Source organism: Azospirillum soli, from assembly GCF_017876165.1.
Taxonomy (GTDB): domain Bacteria; phylum Pseudomonadota; class Alphaproteobacteria; order Azospirillales; family Azospirillaceae; genus Azospirillum; species Azospirillum soli.
In genome coordinates, this window is record NZ_JAGINQ010000005.1 from 147888 (window position 1) to 163817 (window position 15930).

Annotated in this window: 14 protein-coding genes; 9 read left to right on the forward strand and 5 right to left on the reverse strand. The window is 66.7% G+C overall.

Annotation, left to right across the window (positions count from 1 at the left end):
* Window positions 1–197: 197 nt before the first annotated feature.
* On the reverse strand, window positions 198–2480 hold the full coding sequence (gene pflB, locus J2852_RS10370; RefSeq protein ID WP_209874913.1) for a formate C-acetyltransferase: 2283 nt from the start codon (window positions 2478–2480) through the stop codon (window positions 198–200).
* A 376-nt stretch (window positions 2481–2856) separates the two neighbouring features.
* On the opposite strand from pflB, the gene J2852_RS10375 reads away from it, so the two are divergent.
* Complete coding sequence (locus J2852_RS10375) at window positions 2857–3693, forward strand: MurR/RpiR family transcriptional regulator (RefSeq protein ID WP_209874916.1); 837 nt, start codon at window positions 2857–2859, stop codon at window positions 3691–3693.
* Window positions 3694–3760: 67 nt separating this feature from the next.
* On the opposite strand, the gene J2852_RS10380 is transcribed toward J2852_RS10375, so the two are convergent.
* Both J2852_RS10380 and J2852_RS10385 read right to left on the reverse strand, forming a co-directional pair.
* Complete coding sequence (locus tag J2852_RS10380; RefSeq protein WP_209874919.1) at window positions 3761–5710, reverse strand: FUSC family protein; 1950 nt, start codon at window positions 5708–5710, stop codon at window positions 3761–3763.
* Complete coding sequence (locus tag J2852_RS10385) at window positions 5707–6177, reverse strand: MarR family winged helix-turn-helix transcriptional regulator (RefSeq protein ID WP_246499471.1); 471 nt, start codon at window positions 6175–6177, stop codon at window positions 5707–5709. Before J2852_RS10385 ends, J2852_RS10380 begins: the two co-directional genes overlap by 4 nt.
* Window positions 6178–6313: 136 nt before the next feature.
* Here J2852_RS10385 and J2852_RS10390 point away from each other — a divergent pair, with 136 nt between their 5' ends.
* Entirely contained in the window at window positions 6314–7333 is a 1020-nt protein-coding gene (locus tag J2852_RS10390; RefSeq protein WP_209874922.1) for an alcohol dehydrogenase, read from the forward strand.
* A gap of 169 nt (window positions 7334–7502) precedes the next feature.
* On the opposite strand, the gene J2852_RS10395 is transcribed toward J2852_RS10390, so the two are convergent.
* The gene (locus J2852_RS10395; protein WP_209874925.1) at window positions 7503–7904 is read right to left on the reverse strand and encodes a 6,7-dimethyl-8-ribityllumazine synthase; all 402 of its coding nucleotides are present in this window, start codon (window positions 7902–7904) and stop codon (window positions 7503–7505) included.
* Between the two features lie 184 nt (window positions 7905–8088).
* Here J2852_RS10395 and J2852_RS10400 point away from each other — a divergent pair, with 184 nt between their 5' ends.
* From J2852_RS10400 to J2852_RS10410, 3 genes are all read left to right on the forward strand, one after another.
* Window positions 8089–8739, forward strand: a complete 651-nt coding sequence (locus J2852_RS10400; protein WP_209874928.1) for a MarC family protein — start codon at window positions 8089–8091, stop codon at window positions 8737–8739.
* A 417-nt stretch (window positions 8740–9156) separates the two neighbouring features.
* Window positions 9157–10380 carry an ATP-dependent DNA helicase gene (locus J2852_RS10405; protein ID WP_209874931.1) on the forward strand — a complete coding sequence of 408 codons (1224 nt, stop codon included), beginning with the start codon at window positions 9157–9159 and terminating at the stop codon, window positions 10378–10380.
* 101 nt (window positions 10381–10481) lie between these two features.
* A complete protein-coding gene (locus J2852_RS10410) occupies window positions 10482–11555 on the forward strand; it encodes an aldose epimerase family protein (protein ID WP_209874934.1) in 1074 nt (357 codons plus the stop codon).
* 16 nt (window positions 11556–11571) lie between these two features.
* Here the strand turns inward: J2852_RS10410 and J2852_RS10415 are convergent, their stop codons facing one another.
* Entirely contained in the window at window positions 11572–12387 is an 816-nt protein-coding gene (locus tag J2852_RS10415) for a GntR family transcriptional regulator (protein WP_209874937.1), read from the reverse strand.
* A 57-nt stretch (window positions 12388–12444) separates the two neighbouring features.
* On the opposite strand from J2852_RS10415, the gene J2852_RS10420 reads away from it, so the two are divergent.
* From J2852_RS10420 to J2852_RS10435, 4 genes are all read left to right on the forward strand, one after another.
* The gene (locus J2852_RS10420) at window positions 12445–12879 is read left to right on the forward strand and encodes a methylglyoxal synthase (RefSeq protein WP_209874941.1); all 435 of its coding nucleotides are present in this window, start codon (window positions 12445–12447) and stop codon (window positions 12877–12879) included.
* A gap of 148 nt (window positions 12880–13027) precedes the next feature.
* The gene (locus tag J2852_RS10425) at window positions 13028–14017 is read left to right on the forward strand and encodes a TRAP transporter substrate-binding protein (protein WP_209874944.1); all 990 of its coding nucleotides are present in this window, start codon (window positions 13028–13030) and stop codon (window positions 14015–14017) included.
* Between the two features lie 60 nt (window positions 14018–14077).
* Window positions 14078–14617, forward strand: a complete 540-nt coding sequence (locus J2852_RS10430) for a TRAP transporter small permease (protein WP_209874947.1) — start codon at window positions 14078–14080, stop codon at window positions 14615–14617.
* Window positions 14608–15891, forward strand: a complete 1284-nt coding sequence (locus J2852_RS10435; protein ID WP_209874949.1) for a TRAP transporter large permease — start codon at window positions 14608–14610, stop codon at window positions 15889–15891. The genes J2852_RS10430 and J2852_RS10435 overlap by 10 nt, the downstream gene beginning before the upstream one ends.
* The last annotated feature ends 39 nt before the right edge of the window (window positions 15892–15930 follow it).

Consider the following 15930-nt stretch of genomic DNA (forward strand, 5'->3'; position numbering starts at 1 on the left):
GCACGGTCTCTACGCGGACCATATATTAGTATATCAAGAGCACGATCAAGCGCGGCGGGCCGTCCGGGACAGGCTCTGGACACTATGTCGCAGTGCGGTGGAGCGAGGCGTCGCCCGCCCCGATGGGACGTGTTTGGGAACGGAACCGCAGGGCGCCCGCCCCCTCAATGATAGAGAGGGCGGGCGACGTTCATGCTTCAGTGCTTTGCATGGAAGGTGCGGTTGATGACGTCCATCTGCTGCTCGCGGGTGAGCTTGATGAAGTTCACCGCGTAGCCGGAGACCCGGATGGTCAGCTGCGGGTACAGCTCCGGATGGTCCATGGCGTGCAGCAGCGTCTCGCGGTCGAACACGTTGACGTTGATGTGGTGCCCGCCCTGCCCGAAGTAGCCGTCGAGCAGCCCGACCAGATTGGCCACCCGCTCGCCCGCGGTCGGGCCCAAGGCGCCGGGCACGATGGTGAAGGTGTAGCTGATGCCGTCCTGCGCGTGCGCGTAGGGCAGCCTGGACACGCTGGCCATCGAAGCGATGGCGCCCTTCCTGTCGCGCCCATGCATCGGGTTGGCGCCCGGCGCGAACGGCTGGCCGGCCTTGCGGCCGTCCGGCGTGTTGCCGGTCTTCTTGCCGTACACCACGTTCGAGGTGATGGTCAGCACCGACTGGGTGGGCACCGCGTCGCGGTAGGTCTTCTGCTTGCGCAGCAGGCCCATGAAGGTCTCGACCAGCCACACCGCAATGTCATCGACCCGCGCGTCGTTGTTGCCGAACGCCGGGTAGTCGCCTTCGATGACGAAGTCGGTGGCCAGGCCGCGCTCGTCGCGGATCACCGACACCTTGGCGTGCTTGATCGCCGACAGGCTGTCGGCCACCACGCTCAGGCCGGCGATGCCGCAGGCCATGGTGCGCAGCACGTCGCGGTCGTGCAGCGCCATCTCCAGCCGCTCGTACATGTACTTGTCGTGCATGAAGTGGATGGCGTTCAGCGTGTTCATGTACGCCTTGGACAGCCACTCCATCATCGGCAGGAACCGGGCCATCACCGTGTCGTAGTCCAGCACGTCGCCGGTGACCGGCGCGAAGGCCGGGCCGACCTGCTCGCCCGAAACCTCGTCCTTGCCGCCGTTGATGGCGTACAGCAGCGTCTTGGCGAGGTTGGCGCGGGCGCCAAAGAACTGCATCTGCTTGCCGATGCGCATCGCCGACACGCAGCAGGCGATGGCGTAGTCGTCGCCCCAGTACGGCCGCATCAGGTCGTCGTTCTCGTACTGCACCGAGCAGGTCGTGATCGAGGTCTCGGCGCAGAACGCCTTGAAGCCGTCGGGCAGCCGCTCCGACCACAGCACGGTCAGGTTCGGCTCGGGCGCCGGGCCGAGGTTGTGCAGGGTCTGCAGGACGCGGAAGCTGTTCTTGGTGACCAGCGGGCGGCCGTCCAGGCCCATGCCGCCGATGCACTCGGTCACCCAGGTCGGGTCGCCGGAGAACAGCTGGTCGTACTCCGGCGTGCGCAGGAAGCGCACGAGGCGCAGCTTGGTGACGAACTGGTCGATCAGGGCCTGGGCCTCGACCTCGCACAGCGTGCCCTCGGCGAGGTCGCGCTCGATGTAGACGTCGAGGAAGCTGGAGACGCGGCCCAGCGACATCGCCGCGCCATTGGCCTCCTTCACCGCCGCCAGATAAGCCAGATAGGTCCACTGCACCGCCTCCTGCGCGGTGGCGGCCGGGCGGGTCACGTCGAAGCCGTAGGAGCGGGCCATCTCGACCAATTCGCCGAGCGCGCGGATCTGCTCGTTGATCTCCTCGCGCAGGCGCAGAGTCTCCTCGGTGATCTGGTCGAGGTCGAGGGACTTCAGCTGCGCCTTCTTGTCGGCGATCAGGAAGGTGGCGCCGTACAGGGCGAGGCGGCGGTAGTCGCCGATGATGCGGCCGCGCCCGTAGGCGTCGGGCAGGCCGGTGATGACGCCGGACTTGCGGCAGCGCAGCATCTCGTCGGTGTAGACGTCGAAGACGCCGTCGTTGTGGGTCTTGCGCAGGCGCGGGAAGGTCTCCTCCAGCTTGGGGGAGGGGGTGTAGCCGTAGGCCTCCAGGCCGTTCTTGACCATGCGCCAGCCGCCGAACGGCATGATGGCGCGCTTCAGGGGCTGGTCGGTCTGCAGGCCGACGATCAGCTCCAGCTCCTGGTCGATGTAGCCCGGAGCGTGGCTGACGATGGAGGAGAAGACCTCGGTGTCGGCGTCGAGCACGCCGCCTTTCGAGGCACGCTCCCGCTTCAGCAGGGCGGTGACCTTGTCCCACAGCTGCTTGGTCTTGCCGGTTGGGCCGGCGAGGAAGGCGCTGTCGCCCTCGTAGGGCCGCACATTCTTGACGATGAAGTCGCGGACGTTGACCTCGCTCTGCCAGACGCCCGCGGCGAAGTGCCGCCAGGGGCGGGCGGCCGACTGTTCCTGTACTTCGACGAGGCCGTCCATTAACAGGGTGTCCATAATCTCTCCTCACGAAAGGGCGTCTGCGCGGCATCGGCCGCGTCGTTGATCAACCCTGTCTTCGGCCTCGGATTTCGGGACCGCCATGCCGTTGACGCTGTTTTATGGCGGGGCGGTAGCGTTGCGAGGCGGTTGGTGAAGCCTTCAGGGCTCCGTGTCTATGTAGTTTTGCTACGTACTGCTGAATGCAAGGTGGTGCAAGAAGGAAACTCAGCCGCTCCAGTCGTTTTGGCGCTGTTTACTGCGGCGTAGTGACGCATGCTTGTCACCGATTGCCACAGGGCGCGCGGCTTTCAACAATCCGTCACGACTGTGTGTATGTAGTTTTCCTATATGTGCTATGCTTTTCCCGTGGGTGCGAAACGAGGGATAGCCGATGCTGGCGAGAATCATGGCGGTGCGTGACCAACTCCGCCCATCGGAACGAAAACTGGCCGACTGCGTGCTGGCCCAGCCGGGTGAGGTCATCTCCCTGTCCATGGCCGACATGGCGGAGCGCGCCGGGGTCAGCGAGCCGACCATCGCGCGCTTCTGCTCCGCCCTCGGCTGTTCCGGCTTCCGGGAGTTCAAGATCAAGCTGGCGCAGGACATTGCCGGCGGCATGCCCTTCATCGACCAGGAGGTCAGCTACGACGACCGCGCCGTCGGCATCGCCGGCAAGGTGTTCGACCGGACCATCGCCACGCTGATGCAGGTGCGCAACAACCTGTCCGCCGAAGCGGTGGAGCGCGCCGCCGATCTGCTCGCCAAGGCGCGCCGGATCGAGTTCTACGGGTCCGGCAACTCCGGCACGATCGCCGAGGACATCCAGCGCAAGTTCTTCCGGCTGGGCACGCCCACGGTCGCCTACAGCGACGCGCATGTGTATTTCGTCTCGGCCCTGTCGCTGGCGCCCGGCGACGTGGTGGTCGCCGTGTCCAGTTCCGGCAGCACGCGCGACATTCTGGAAAGCGTGCAGAACGCCCTGGCGGCCGGGGCCGATGTGGTCGCGCTGACGCGATCCGGGTCGCCGCTGGCGCAGATGGCGACGGTGAGTCTGCTTGCCGACGTCGTGGAGGACTTCGACATCTACTCGCCCATGACGTCGCGGGTCAGCCATCTGGTCCTCGGCGACATACTGTCCATTGCCGTGGCGCTGCGCAAAGGCGACGCCCTGCGGGACAGGCTTGAGCACCACAAGCAGGCTCTGAAGAAGCATCCCGTCGAGGGTTGATATTCTAGAATATCAATTACAGCCCAAGCTCTCTCCCGAGGGCGGTTTCCGATTGGGCCTCGGTCGATCAGCGAGGCGAGGCAAAGAACGCTCCGTTGGCTTGCAGGGCCTCGGCCGCGTCGAGCAGGATCGCCGCGTCCGGTTGCCGCACCACGGCGGCCGCGCGGGCCAGCGAGGACGCGGCGGCGTCCGGGCGTTGCGACAGGGTGCCCAGGCGCCGCAGAACCATGTCCATGCGCCGCCGCGTTCCGGCCGGCACGTCGTCCCGCGTCCGCAGGCCGTGCGCGACGATGACCGCCCGCCCGACCTCGAGCGCGGCCATGGCGCCACGCAGAGCGGGCAGGTCATGGTCGCCGGCCGCTTCGACGCGTCTTGCCACGCGGAGGATCCGGTGGTGGAAGCGGGCCCGCCACCGGCGCGCGTCGGGTGTCTTGCGGCTTCGTGCCATGCTTTCCAGGTCGTGGATGATCATCGTCACCAGGGCTTGCAGCCGCCGCGAGGAATCGACCGGCATGACGAAACGATAGGCCAGGAGCGCCGCCCCGATCCCGAGCAGCACCGAGGCACCGGCGTTCAGGGCGGCGGCCGGCGTCGCGTGCACCGGGAACGTCGGCTGAACGAGCAGCAGGAAGCACATGTTGTAGTCGAGCGCGGGCATCACCGTGATGCGGTTCGACAGGGCGATGCCGCCGGCCAGCATGAAGGGCGCGACCAGAAACAGCACCCACGTCTCGTCGGCCGCCATGGGCAACAGGAACAGCCGGCACAGGGTGGCCGCCACCGCCCCGGCCGCCGCGCCCATCAGCACCAGGCGCAGGATCATCACCGGGTTGTCGAAGGTGGAGAACAAGGTCGCCATGATGCAGGTGCCCATCAGCATGAAGGGCCCGAAGCTCCAACCGGTCGCGATCCACAGCGCCCCGACGCCCAGAACCGCCACGGCGCTGCGCAGCCCCGCCGCGCGGGCGCCGATCCAATCGCGATGAAACAGAAGTTCGCTCGCGGGGCGCCACATCGCGCCATCCATGTCCAAGGCCTGACGATCTGCGACGACGGCCTCCAGGGCCGCGATCAGCTCGACAAGCGCGGCATGCAGGATGGCGTCCGATGCGCTGTCGTTCGCGGCCGCGCGCAACGCGTCCATGGGGATGCCGGCGGGCGTCGTGCTTTCTAGGGCGGAGGCAGCACGTTCCAGATGGTCGACCAGAGACGCCCACCGGGCGGTGCCAGCGTCCGGCGTTCCGGCTCGGGACAGGCGGGCTGACAGGGTGCGCGCGGCGCTCATGAAGGCCAGAAGCGCGGCGAGAAGGCCGCGAACGCGCCGGGCGCGTTGATGGCGGTCGCCCGGTCCGGATTTCTCCAGGTCGAGCAATTCCTCGATCGCTGCCATTTCCGACAGCAGAGCGCGTTCACGTAGCAGCCGGTCTCCGGGCGGGGCGGACAGGGTGAGCGCCACCCAGCGCACCGTGTCGCCGCTGACCCGGCGCAGGCGATGCATCACGTCCGATTCCGGCGCGGGCGGGGTTAGCAGGCCGATGACCAGGGCGGACACGGCGATGCCCACGCAGATGCAGGCGACCCGCGCGAAGGCCACCGCGAACACATGATCGGGGTGTGGCAGGTCGGTCAGGGCGACCATCGCCGCCGTGGCCCCGGCCATGAGCGCGCCATAGGCCCGGAAGTGCCGCAGCACGTTGCCGACCATGGCGCAGAGGCCGAGCCACAAGGCGAGCCCGACGACCAGCGGGGCCGGGCTGCCGCCGGTCAGCTGGATCAGGGCCACGGCCGCGACGGACCCGATGACGGTGCCGGCGACGCGGTAGAGGCTTTTTTCCAGCAGCAGGCTTCGTGTCGGCTGCGCCACCACCCACACGGTCATGGCCGCCCAATGCGGGCTGTCGATGTGCAGCAGCGTGGCGACCACGAGCGCCAGCCAGCTGGTCACGGCGGTTCGCAGGCATGCGGGCAGACGCGCCCGGTCGAACCCCATCCGGGTCAGAACGGCCGCGGCGCTCATGTCCGGTCCCGTTCTTGAGCGCGGGCGAGGCCGATTTGATCCTCAATGCGGTCGAAGGCCTGCATCAGCGCCACGACCTCCGCATCGGTGAAGCCGCTCAGCAACTCTCCCTCGAAGGCGGTGATGAGTTGCTGCACATGCTCCACCAGCCGGTGCCCGTCGCCCGTCAGGTGCAGGGTCTTGGCGCGGCCGTCCGCCGGATCCTCCCGGCGTTCCAGCAGGCCGCGTTCGGCCAGGACATCAAGAAGGCGGACAAGGCCCGATCCATCCATGCCCAAGGACGCGGCCAAATCCTTCTGCCGCATGCCGTCCCCGCGTTTGTGCAGATGGATGAGCGGACGCCACGTGGCATCGGACAGGCCGGCCGCCTGCAATTCCGCGTCGATGGCCTGACGCCAGCGGCGGGCAATCAACACCAGCCGGAAGCCGAAGGCGCGGCGCTGGTCGGACATCGTGTTCTCGTGCATGCCGTTTTCATGGCATGGCATTTATTGACATGTCAATTATTCTCCGGCGGAAGCGCCGAGACGATGAGGGGGGCCGGGCGGTTGATGGCGGAAGGTCCCGATCCCGCGTCGCCACACAATCACCGGAGGCTCAGAGATGGCCAAAATGCGCGCCGTGCAGGTCGCCAAGCCCAAAGGCGCGCTCGAACTGGTCGAGCGCGACATTCCCGAACCCGGCCCCGGTCAGGTGCGCATCAAGGTCCAGGCCTGCGGCATCTGCCACAGCGACGCCTTCACCGTGGAGGGCAGCTTCCCCCACATCCAGTACCCGCGCGTGCCGGGGCACGAGGTGGTCGGTCTGGTCGATGCGGTGGGGGCGGGGGCCGAGCACTGGACGGTTGGGCAGCGCGTTGGGGTCGGCTGGCATGGCGGCCATTGCGGCCACTGCGACCGGTGCCGTCGCGGCGACTTCATCACCTGCCGCTATGCGCTGACGCCCGGCGTCAATTACGACGGCGGCTATGCCGACTATATGGTCGCCCCGTCCGAAGCCCTGGCCCTGGTGCCGGAGGATCTGTCGTCGGCGGACGCCGCGCCGCTGCTGTGCGCCGGCATCACCACCTTCAACGCGCTGCGCAACAGCGGCGCCCGGCCGGGCGACGTGGTCGGTGTTCTGGGCATCGGCGGGCTGGGGCACCTCGGCGTGCAGTTCGCGGTGAAGATGGGCTTCCACACCGTCGCCATCGCGCGGGGCACCGACAAGGAACCGCTCGCCCGTCAGTTGGGCGCCCATCGCTACATCGACAGTCAGGCGCAAAATCCCGCGGAGGAACTGACCAAGCTGGGCGGCGCCCGCATGATCCTCGCCACCGCCACCAGTTCCAAGGCCATGACGGCCGTGATTGACGGGCTCGATATCGATGGGAAGATGGTGATCGTCGGCGCCACGGCCGACCCCATCGAGGTCACGCCCTTCCAGTTGATCTCCGGTCGGCGCTCAATCCTCGGCTGGCCGTCGGGGACGGCGATGGACTCCTTCGACACCATGTCGTTCAGCGCGCTGACCGGCGTGCGCCCGATGATCGAGACCACGCCGCTCGAACGCGCCGCCGAAGCCTATGAACGGATGATGAGCGGCAAGGCTCGTTTCCGCATGGTCCTGACAACAGGGTTTTAGGCGGGTTCCGGCGGTCAGCCGGCCGCATGGCATGCCGGTCGATGGTCACGCCCATCATGGATCGGGGAAACGGCGCGGTCCCGGCCTTTTCCCAAATCACATTGTGACGGCTGATGGCGCGGCGTGACCTCTTCGACTGGGACGCTGGTTCGACTGGGACGCTGGCGGATCACTCCGCCAGCATTGCCGCGATCGCCTCGACCGCCGCCGCCGCGTAGGGGCGCACGCGGCTGGGGATCTGCGAGGGATGGATGCCAGGCCCCAGAATGCCGACGCCGACCGGCTTCAGGAACTCAAGCTGGAGGTCGATCAGGCTCTTGATCACCGCATGGCCCATGACCAGACCATGTTCGGTCTCGCCCCGCTCGATGATGCCCAACGTGGCGACGCCGGCGATGTCGGGGCGCAGCAGCAGCCGCTTCACCGCCAGCGGCGTTTCCATGGAGCCCGGAACCCACGTCTCGGCGACGACCTGCAGACCCAGGCGCGCCGCCGTGTCGCGCGCTTCCGCCTGCATCTCCTCCGCTTCCTTGCGATGAAAGCGGCCGAGCACCAAACCAATCTGCGCCATAACCCTTCGCTCCTTTAAACCGAACCTTCGTTGCGTGCGGCCACTGTAAGGAAGGTTCGCCGTTCCGCAAAGCGATTGGGCAGGACGGGAGCGGGGAGGCGGGGCAACACCTCGGCACGCCTTGCCAACACGGTGATGTGCGTGTACCACGGCATTCGCCCTTGCCGTTGGACGATGGCCCCGCATGCTCGACAGCTTTCTGCTCGCGTTCACGGCGCTGTTTTCCATCGTCAACCCGATCGCCATGGCCTTGATCTTCAGTCAGGTCACCGCCGATCGCAGCCCGAAGGAGCGCGCCCAACTCGCCAAGCTGGTCGGAGTCTATTCCGCCCTGGTGATGCTGACGGCGCTCTGGGCCGGCAGCTATGTCCTGAATTTCTTCGGAATTTCCCTGGCGGCCCTGCGCATCGCCGGCGGCTTCGTCGTCGCGGAACGGGCGTGGGTGCTCCTGACCGCCCCCGAAGTCCAGGAGGCCCGAAAGCAGGAACAGGCCGCCCCGGCGGAGAACATCGAGGAATCCGCCTTCTTTCCCCTGACCATTCCCTTCACGACGGGCCCCGGCACGATTTCCGTCTGCATCGCGCTGGGCGCGACCCGTCCGGCCAATCCCGCCGCTTTGGAAGAGTTCTTTCTCGGCCTGTCCACGGCGGCGCTCGCCATCGCCGTGCTGATCTGGCTGTCCTACCGGTCCGCCGACCGGCTGGTTGCGCTGCTCGGCAAGACGCGCGCCCGCACGCTCACCCGGCTGTTCGCATTTCTGCTGCTTTGCGTCGGTGTCCAGATCCTGCTGAACGGTGTTCTCGACGCGCTCGGCCCGCTGTTTCCGAAGACATGATGATGTTGTGCACGGAATAAAGTCCGGAACGGCGGCGTTCGTCGGTCGCAAGGCTTTTCTGGAGCGATGCGATGCGTATCCGAACGCTGGGGGCCGTTGCCGTGCTGTTCATGACGTGCGTTCCCGTTTCCGTGCAGGCTCATGGGCCGTGGGAGCGTGATCGCTCCTTCATGCATGAATTGCGGGAGGCCTGCGACTGGGGCAACCGCCGGGCCTGCGTCCGCCTGGGCCGAGAGATCGAACAGCGCCGGGAAGCCCGGCGGGAATGGGGCTACTCCCAGCGTCCGCAATGGCCCCGCGATCCATGGCGTCAACCTCAGGGGTATGCATGGCCGCGCGGCTGGTGATGGTGAGCACGCGGGGTTTCCGAAGGGCGGCGGCAAGGGGTAATCTGCGCGCCGTCCTTCGGAGCCCACCATGTCCATCCTGCCGCCTTCCAAACCCGTTGCCTCCGGTTCCCCCACCGATGAGCAGTACCGCGCCATTCAGGCCATTGACGCGTGGTACGCAAACCCGGATTCGCCGCAGGTCTTCTGGCTGGCGGGGGAGGCCGGGACGGGCAAGACCAAGACCACCGCCTTTGCGTTGGAGCATCTTCAGGAACGCTGCAACCTGACCAATTTCGTGGTCGGCGCCCCCACGGGCAAGGCCGCGCAGGTGCTGCGCCGCAAGGGGATCGAGAAGGCGGCGACGCTGCATTCGCTGCTCTACGCCCCGCGCCAGGACGACGACACGGGCGAGCTGTTCTTTGCACGCCGCGCCGAGGGTGCCTTCGCCGAGGCCGACCTGATCGTCTGCGACGAGGGCTCCATGGTCGGCGACGACGTTGCCAACGATCTGATCCGCTCCGGCAAGAAGATCCTGGTGATTGCGGACGACTACCAGCTGCCGCCGGTGTCTGGCCAAGGCATGTTCACCAGCGGCCAGCCGGACTTCCGGCTGGTCGAGCCGCACCGCACGGCCAAGGAAAGCCCGGTGATCCGGCTGGCTCACCTGCTGCGCCGGCAGGAGCTGCCCCGGCGCTTCGGGTCGGCCGGCAACGCCCATGTCCTGCCGCTGAACCGGGCGACGGAGAAACTGGTGCTGCGCGGGGCGACCCAGGCGATCTGCGGCACCCACCGTGTGCGCACCGCCTTCACCCGGCGCATCCGCGCGGCGAGCGGCCATGAATCGCCGATGCCCCAGGCGGGCGAGCGGGTGATCTGCCGCCGCAACCAGAAGGAAGAGGGCCTGTTCAACGGCATGATCGGCACGCTGACCCGGCCGGCGGTCGAAGGGCGCGGCCGTCACGCCGACCTCTGGTCGCTGGGCGTCCATATGGAGGACGAAGTTCGGCCGCGCGGAAAGGTGATGGTCCATCCCTGGATGTTCCAGGCCCACTACAGCGGCGACACCACCCAGCAGCGCGTGGACAAGGACATCCAGCAGTTCGACTGGGCGTGGTTGATCACCTGCCACGCCGCCCAGGGATCGGAGTTTCCGTCGGTCACCGTGCTGGACGACTCATTCGCCTTCCGGGAACACCGCTGGCGGTGGCTTTACACGGCGGTGACCCGGTCGCGGGACGAGTTGGTGCTGCTCCTACGCGACATTGACCTGGGCGGCCCCTGGCGGATGCCGAGCTTCGACGGTTCGGCCTGAGACCCGTCAATTCCCATTCCCCGGTTTACAATCGGCGCGCTAAACTGATATATTAATATCCATTCCTTAGCCGACGCGCTTTCAGGAAGGGGATAGGGCCGATGCCGACCTACAGCGATCTCGCTCGCGAGGCTTTCCAGACCACCGTGGACGGCAAGCCCGTCGATCTGTTCACCCTGCGGAACCGCAACGGGATGGTGGTTCGGATCACCAATTACGGCGCGAAGATCGAGCAGATTCTGGTCCCCGACCGGGACGGCGCCCTCGGCGACGTGGTGCAGGGCTATGATACCATCGAGCGGGCGATGAACGGCCAGCCCTCCATGGGCTCCTTCATCGGGCGGTACTGCGGGCGCATCGACCGGGGCCGCTTCACGCTGGACGGGGTGGAGCACCGGACCGAGGTGAACGCCCCACCCAACACCCTGCACGGCGGGAAGCGCGGTTCCCGCTTCCGCGTCTTCGACGCCCGCCAGTTGGACAAGTCAAGGCTGGAGCTTTCCTACGTCTTTCAGGACGGGGAGGAAGGGTTCCCCGGCACCTTGCCGGTCCGTCTCGTTTACGCCCTGTCCGACGACAACGCCCTGTCGATTTCCTGGGACGCCGTGGCCGCCGACAAGATGACCGTCGCCAACTTCACCGACCACACCTTTTTCAACCTGTCGGGCGACGCCGGTTCCTCCATCCTCGACCATGTGGCGACGGTCAACGGCGCACGGTTCCTGGCGCTGAGCGAAACCGGTGTGCCGACCGGCGTCATGATCGACGTGGCCGGCACGCCGCAGGATTTCCGCACACCAACGTCCTTCGGCGCGCGGATCGGCTTTGACGACCCTTGGCTGAAACTCGGCAACGGTTACGACCTGCACTATGTCGTGGACAAGCCGGCGCGGCAGTTTGGCTTCCATGCCCGCGTCCTGCATCCGGGCAGCGGCCGTTCGCTGGAGGTCTGGTCCAGCGAGCCCGGCGTTCAGGTCTACACGGGCAATTTCCTGGAAGGCAAAGCCCCGCGCGACCTCGGCAAGGGCGACACGCTCTACACCAAGCACAGCGCCTTCTGCCTGGAGCCGTCGCATTTTCCGAACGCGGTCAATGTGCCGGACTTCCCCTCCACGGTGCTGCGGCCCGGCCAGTGGTTTTCGGGCCGCATCGAATACCGTTTCGGTGTCGCCTGATGGGCGCGTGGCCCGCTCAGGCCGGCACGGCCTCCGTGCCCTCTGGGGTTGTGAAGTAGAGGGGGTTGGCCTTTTGCGCGTCGGCGATGGTGACCTGGAGGTCGTCGAGGTGGCTGTCGAGGGCGCGGGCGGCGGCGGCCGGGTCGTGCGCCGCGATGGCGTCGAGGATGGCCTCATGCTCGGCGATGACCACCGGCATGCGCCCCATCACCGGCAGGGTCAGCCGGCGGAAGCGGTCGATCTGCACCTTGACCTGCTGCGTCAAGGCCCAGAAGCCGGGGTAGCCGGCGGCCTCGGCGACCAGCGCGTGGAACGCCTCGTCGGCCAGGTGGAAGCCCTCGAAGTCGCCGGCCGCGGCGCGCTCGCGCTGCAGTTCCAGGTTGGCGCGCAGCAGCGCGATCTGGCTGCGCGTGGCGCGCGCGGCGGCGTAGCGCACGGTCGCCTCCTCCAGCGCCTTGCGGATGGCGAAGGCTTCCGGCAGGGCGCCGAGCGGGATGCGCGCGACGAAGGTGCCCGACTGCGGGAAGATCTCGACCAGCCCCTCGTCGGCCAGCTTCAGGATGGCCTCGCGCACCGGCGTGCGGCTGACCCCGTAATCCTGGGCGATCAGCTTCTCGGCGATCGGCTCGCCGGGCTTGCGGCGCAGCGACACGATGGCCGCGCGCAGGTCGCGGTGGATGGTCGCCGACACCGTCGCCGCGCGCGCTGCCGGACGGCTCACCGGAGCCGGTGCCGCAACGCGCCGCCGGCTCCGTTTGGCGGCTCCCGCATCCCCATCCGGGCCCTTGTCCGGGTTTGGGGTCCCCATCTTCTTCGCCACCACCGGCTCCATCGCTTTGTTGGTTAAAACCGACCCACTGGATCTGATATATCGCAAAGGACAGGCAAAATGGAACAAAAGCGAATCGCCCTCGTCGCTCATGACGCCCGCAAGAGGGCTCTGATCGACTGGATCGGGGCCAACATCGCGCCGCTGGCTGGCCACGCCTTTTGGGCGACCGGAACGACCGGACGGCTGGTCGCGGAGTCGCATCCGCGTCTGGACGTCACCATGCTGAAGAGCGGCCCGCTCGGCGGTGACCAGCAGATCGGCGCGATGATCGCCGAAGGGCGGCTGGACCTGTTGGTGTTCTTCGTTGATCCGATGACCTCGCAGCCGCACGACGTGGACGTGAAGGCGCTGACCCGTCTGGCGACCCTCTACAACGTCCCCATGGCCTGCAACGAAGCGACCGCCGATCTGCTCGTCGCCTCGCCCCTGTTCACCGGCGGCTATACGCCGCAACCCACCGATTTCCAATCCTACGAGGGGCGCAGGATCTGAAGCGGCCAGCGCCCGACGCGGCATCCTCCGGCGTCTTCAGCGCGATCGCTTGCCCCTTCAAGATTCTGGCTTCCCCATGATTTTGAGCTTGCGTTTCGGACTGATATATTAATATCCTCGCTTACAAAGATAACCGGAGGACAACCCAATGAAGCTTACCATTGGCCGCACCCGCTCCATGCTCCTGGCGGCATGCGCCGCGTGCGCGATGATCGCCTCGCCGGCGGCGGCGCGGGACTTCCGCTCGGCCGACATCCACCCCACCGACTACCCGACCGTGGAAGCGGTCCGCTTCGTCGGCAAGCAGCTTTCCGAGCAGACCAACGGCCGCCTCGGCATCAAGGTTTTCCCCAACGGCGCGCTGGGCAACGAAAAGGACACCATCGAACAGCTCAAGATCGGCGGGCTGGAGATGATGCGCATCAACGTCGCTCCGCTGAACAACGTCGTTCCGGAGACGATGGTCACGGCGCTCCCCTTTATTTTCCGTTCGACCGAGCACATGCGCACCGTGCTGGACGGCCCCATCGGCGATGAGATCCTGGCCGCGATGGAAAGCCAGGGCATGGTCGGTCTGGCCTTCTACGACAGCGGTTCGCGCTCCATGTACTCGGTCGCCAAGCCGTACAAGACGCTGGCCGACATCAAGGGCGCCAAGATCCGCGTGCAGCAGTCGGATCTCTTTGTGGCGATGATCCAGGCGCTGGGCGCCAACGCCACGCCGATGCCTTTCGGCGAGGTCTACACCGCGCTGAAGACCGGCATCGTGGACGCGGCCGAAAACAACTACCCGTCCTATGAATCGTCCCGCCATTTCGAGGCCGCGAAGTACTTCACGCTGACCGAGCATGCGATGGCGCCGGAGGTTCTGGTCTTTTCCAAGGTCGTCTGGGACCGCCTGTCGAAGGACGACCAGACGCTGATCCGCAAGGCCGCCAAGGACTCCGTCGCCTACATGCGCAAGCTGTGGGACGAGCGCGAGATGAAGTCCAAGGACATCGTGCTCAAGGGCGGCGCGCAGATCGTCGAGGTGGCGAACAAGCAGGAATTCATCGACGCGATGAAGCCGGTTTACGACAAGTTCGCCAACACGCCGAAGCTGCAAGGTCTCGTCCAGCGGATCCAGGCAACCAAATAACGCGCGGGATGGCGCGGCCCGCCCTGTCGCGGCGCCGCGCCGGCCCGGGGAACGGTCCTCATGGATATCGAATTGCAAGCAATGGACGTCAGCCCGCCGCGCAGCGCCGGCTGGTTGACGCGGATGAACCGGGCCTTGGCGCGCGTCGGAATGATCGTGGCGATGATCGGCCTGATGACGATCGTTGCGGTCGTCTTCTACCAGGTGTTCGGGCGCTACGTGCTCAACGACTCGCCGACCTGGGCGGAGAGCCTGGCCATCGTTCTGGTTCTCTACGTCACCCTGATCGGCGCCGCCATCGGCGTTCGAGACGCCGGGCACATCGGCCTGGAATCCCTGCTGGTGATGCTGCCCGACGCGGCCCGCCACAAGCTTGAGATCATCATCTACCTGCTGGTTGGCAGCTTCGGTGCCGGGATGGCCTACAACGGCTGGCTGCTCGGCAGTTCGGTCGCCCCCTACTACATCCCCAACCTGCACGTTTCCGAAGCCGTCCGCTACGTTCCGCTCGTCCTTTCGGGCGTGCTGACCGTCCTGTTCTCCATTGAGCACATCGTCGCCCTCGTCCGCGGCGAGGAAGTGGAGCCGTCATGGAACTGACCATCCTCGCCGTCACCTTCTTCGGCTTCCTCATCCTCGGCGTGCCGGTCGCCTTCGCCATCGGCCTGTCGGCGCTGTGCACCATCCTGTACGAAGGCCTGCCCGTCGCCGTCATCTTCCAGCAGATGATGTCGGGGATGAACATCTTCTCGTTCCTGGCCATTCCCTTCTTCGTCTTCAGCGGCGAGCTGATGCTGCACGGCGGCGTCGCCGACAAGATCGTCCGCGCCGCCAAGAACATGGTGGGGCATGTCCGGGGCGGTCTCGGTATGTCCAACGTGGTCGCCTGCACGCTGTTCGGCGGCGTCGCGGGCTCGCCGGTGGCCGACGTGTCGGCGATGGGCGCGGTGATGATCCCGATGATGAAGCGGGAAGGCTACCACGCCGACTACGCGGTCAACGTCACCACCCACGCCGCCCTGGTCGGCGCGCTGATGCCGACCAGCCACAACATGATCATCTACGCGCTGGCCGCGGGCGGCAAGGCGTCTGTCGGCGCGCTGATCGCCGCCGGGCTGGTGCCGGCGCTGCTGCTGATGCTCTGCAACCTGGGCGCTGCCTATTTCGTGGCCGTGAAGCGCGGCTACCCGGCGGGTTCGTTCCCGGGCTGGGACATCGTATGGCGCTCGCTGGCCGCGGCGGCACCGGGTCTGCTGATCGTGGCGATCATCCTGACGGGCATCCTGTCGGGCGTGTTCACGGCGACCGAGTCGGCGTCCATCGCGGTGATCTACGCGCTGCTGCTGACCACCTTCGTCTACCGCACGCTGAGCTGGGACCATTTCGTGGCCGCCGCCGCCAAGACGGTGAAGACGACGGGCGTCGTGCTGCTGCTGATCGGCGTGTCCACGATGTTCCAGTACATCATGGGCCTCTATTCGGTGGCCGACCTGACCGGCGAGCTGCTGGCCGGCGTGTCCACGAACCCGCTGGTCATCTTCCTGCTGATCAACATCATCCTGTTCCTGCTCGGCACCTTCATGGACATGGCGAGCACGATCCTGATCTGCACGCCGATCTTCCTGCCGATCGCCATGCAGTACGGCATGGACCCGGTGCAGTTCGGCATCGTGATGCTGGTCAACTGTGCGCTGGGCCTGAACACGCCGCCGGTCGGCACCACGCAGTTCATCGGCTGCGCCATCGGCGAGGTGTCGGTGGGCGAGGTGATGCGGTCGATCACGCCCTTCTACGGCGCTCTGTTCGCCACCTTGCTGCTGGTCACCTACGTTCCCGCCTTCTCCCTCTGGCTTCCCCGCCTCCTCATGCACTGAACGGCGGTTCCGAGGACGAAAAAGCCCGTGATGCCCTGA

Excerpts from the sequence above, each read along its gene's own strand:
- J2852_RS10420 (WP_209874941.1), top strand. The coding sequence starts at position 12,445 with ATGGAACAAAAGCGAATCGCCCTCGTCGCTCATGACGCCCGCAAGAGG.
- J2852_RS10395 (WP_209874925.1), bottom strand. The coding sequence starts at position 7,904 with ATGGCGCAGATTGGTTTGGTGCTCGGCCGCTTTCATCGCAAGGAAGCG.
- J2852_RS10410 (WP_209874934.1), top strand. The coding sequence starts at position 10,482 with ATGCCGACCTACAGCGATCTCGCTCGCGAGGCTTTCCAGACCACCGTG.
- J2852_RS10430 (WP_209874947.1), top strand. The coding sequence starts at position 14,078 with ATGGATATCGAATTGCAAGCAATGGACGTCAGCCCGCCGCGCAGCGCC.
- J2852_RS10435 (WP_209874949.1), top strand. The coding sequence starts at position 14,608 with ATGGAACTGACCATCCTCGCCGTCACCTTCTTCGGCTTCCTCATCCTC.
- J2852_RS10425 (WP_209874944.1), top strand. The coding sequence starts at position 13,028 with ATGAAGCTTACCATTGGCCGCACCCGCTCCATGCTCCTGGCGGCATGC.
- J2852_RS10380 (WP_209874919.1), bottom strand. The coding sequence starts at position 5,710 with ATGAGCGCCGCGGCCGTTCTGACCCGGATGGGGTTCGACCGGGCGCGT.
- pflB (WP_209874913.1), bottom strand. The coding sequence starts at position 2,480 with ATGGACACCCTGTTAATGGACGGCCTCGTCGAAGTACAGGAACAGTCG.
- J2852_RS10405 (WP_209874931.1), top strand. The coding sequence starts at position 9,157 with ATGTCCATCCTGCCGCCTTCCAAACCCGTTGCCTCCGGTTCCCCCACC.
- J2852_RS10385 (WP_246499471.1), bottom strand. The coding sequence starts at position 6,177 with ATGCACGAGAACACGATGTCCGACCAGCGCCGCGCCTTCGGCTTCCGG.
- J2852_RS10400 (WP_209874928.1), top strand. The coding sequence starts at position 8,089 with ATGCTCGACAGCTTTCTGCTCGCGTTCACGGCGCTGTTTTCCATCGTC.
- J2852_RS10390 (WP_209874922.1), top strand. The coding sequence starts at position 6,314 with ATGGCCAAAATGCGCGCCGTGCAGGTCGCCAAGCCCAAAGGCGCGCTC.
- J2852_RS10375 (WP_209874916.1), top strand. The coding sequence starts at position 2,857 with ATGCTGGCGAGAATCATGGCGGTGCGTGACCAACTCCGCCCATCGGAA.
- J2852_RS10415 (WP_209874937.1), bottom strand. The coding sequence starts at position 12,387 with ATGGAGCCGGTGGTGGCGAAGAAGATGGGGACCCCAAACCCGGACAAG.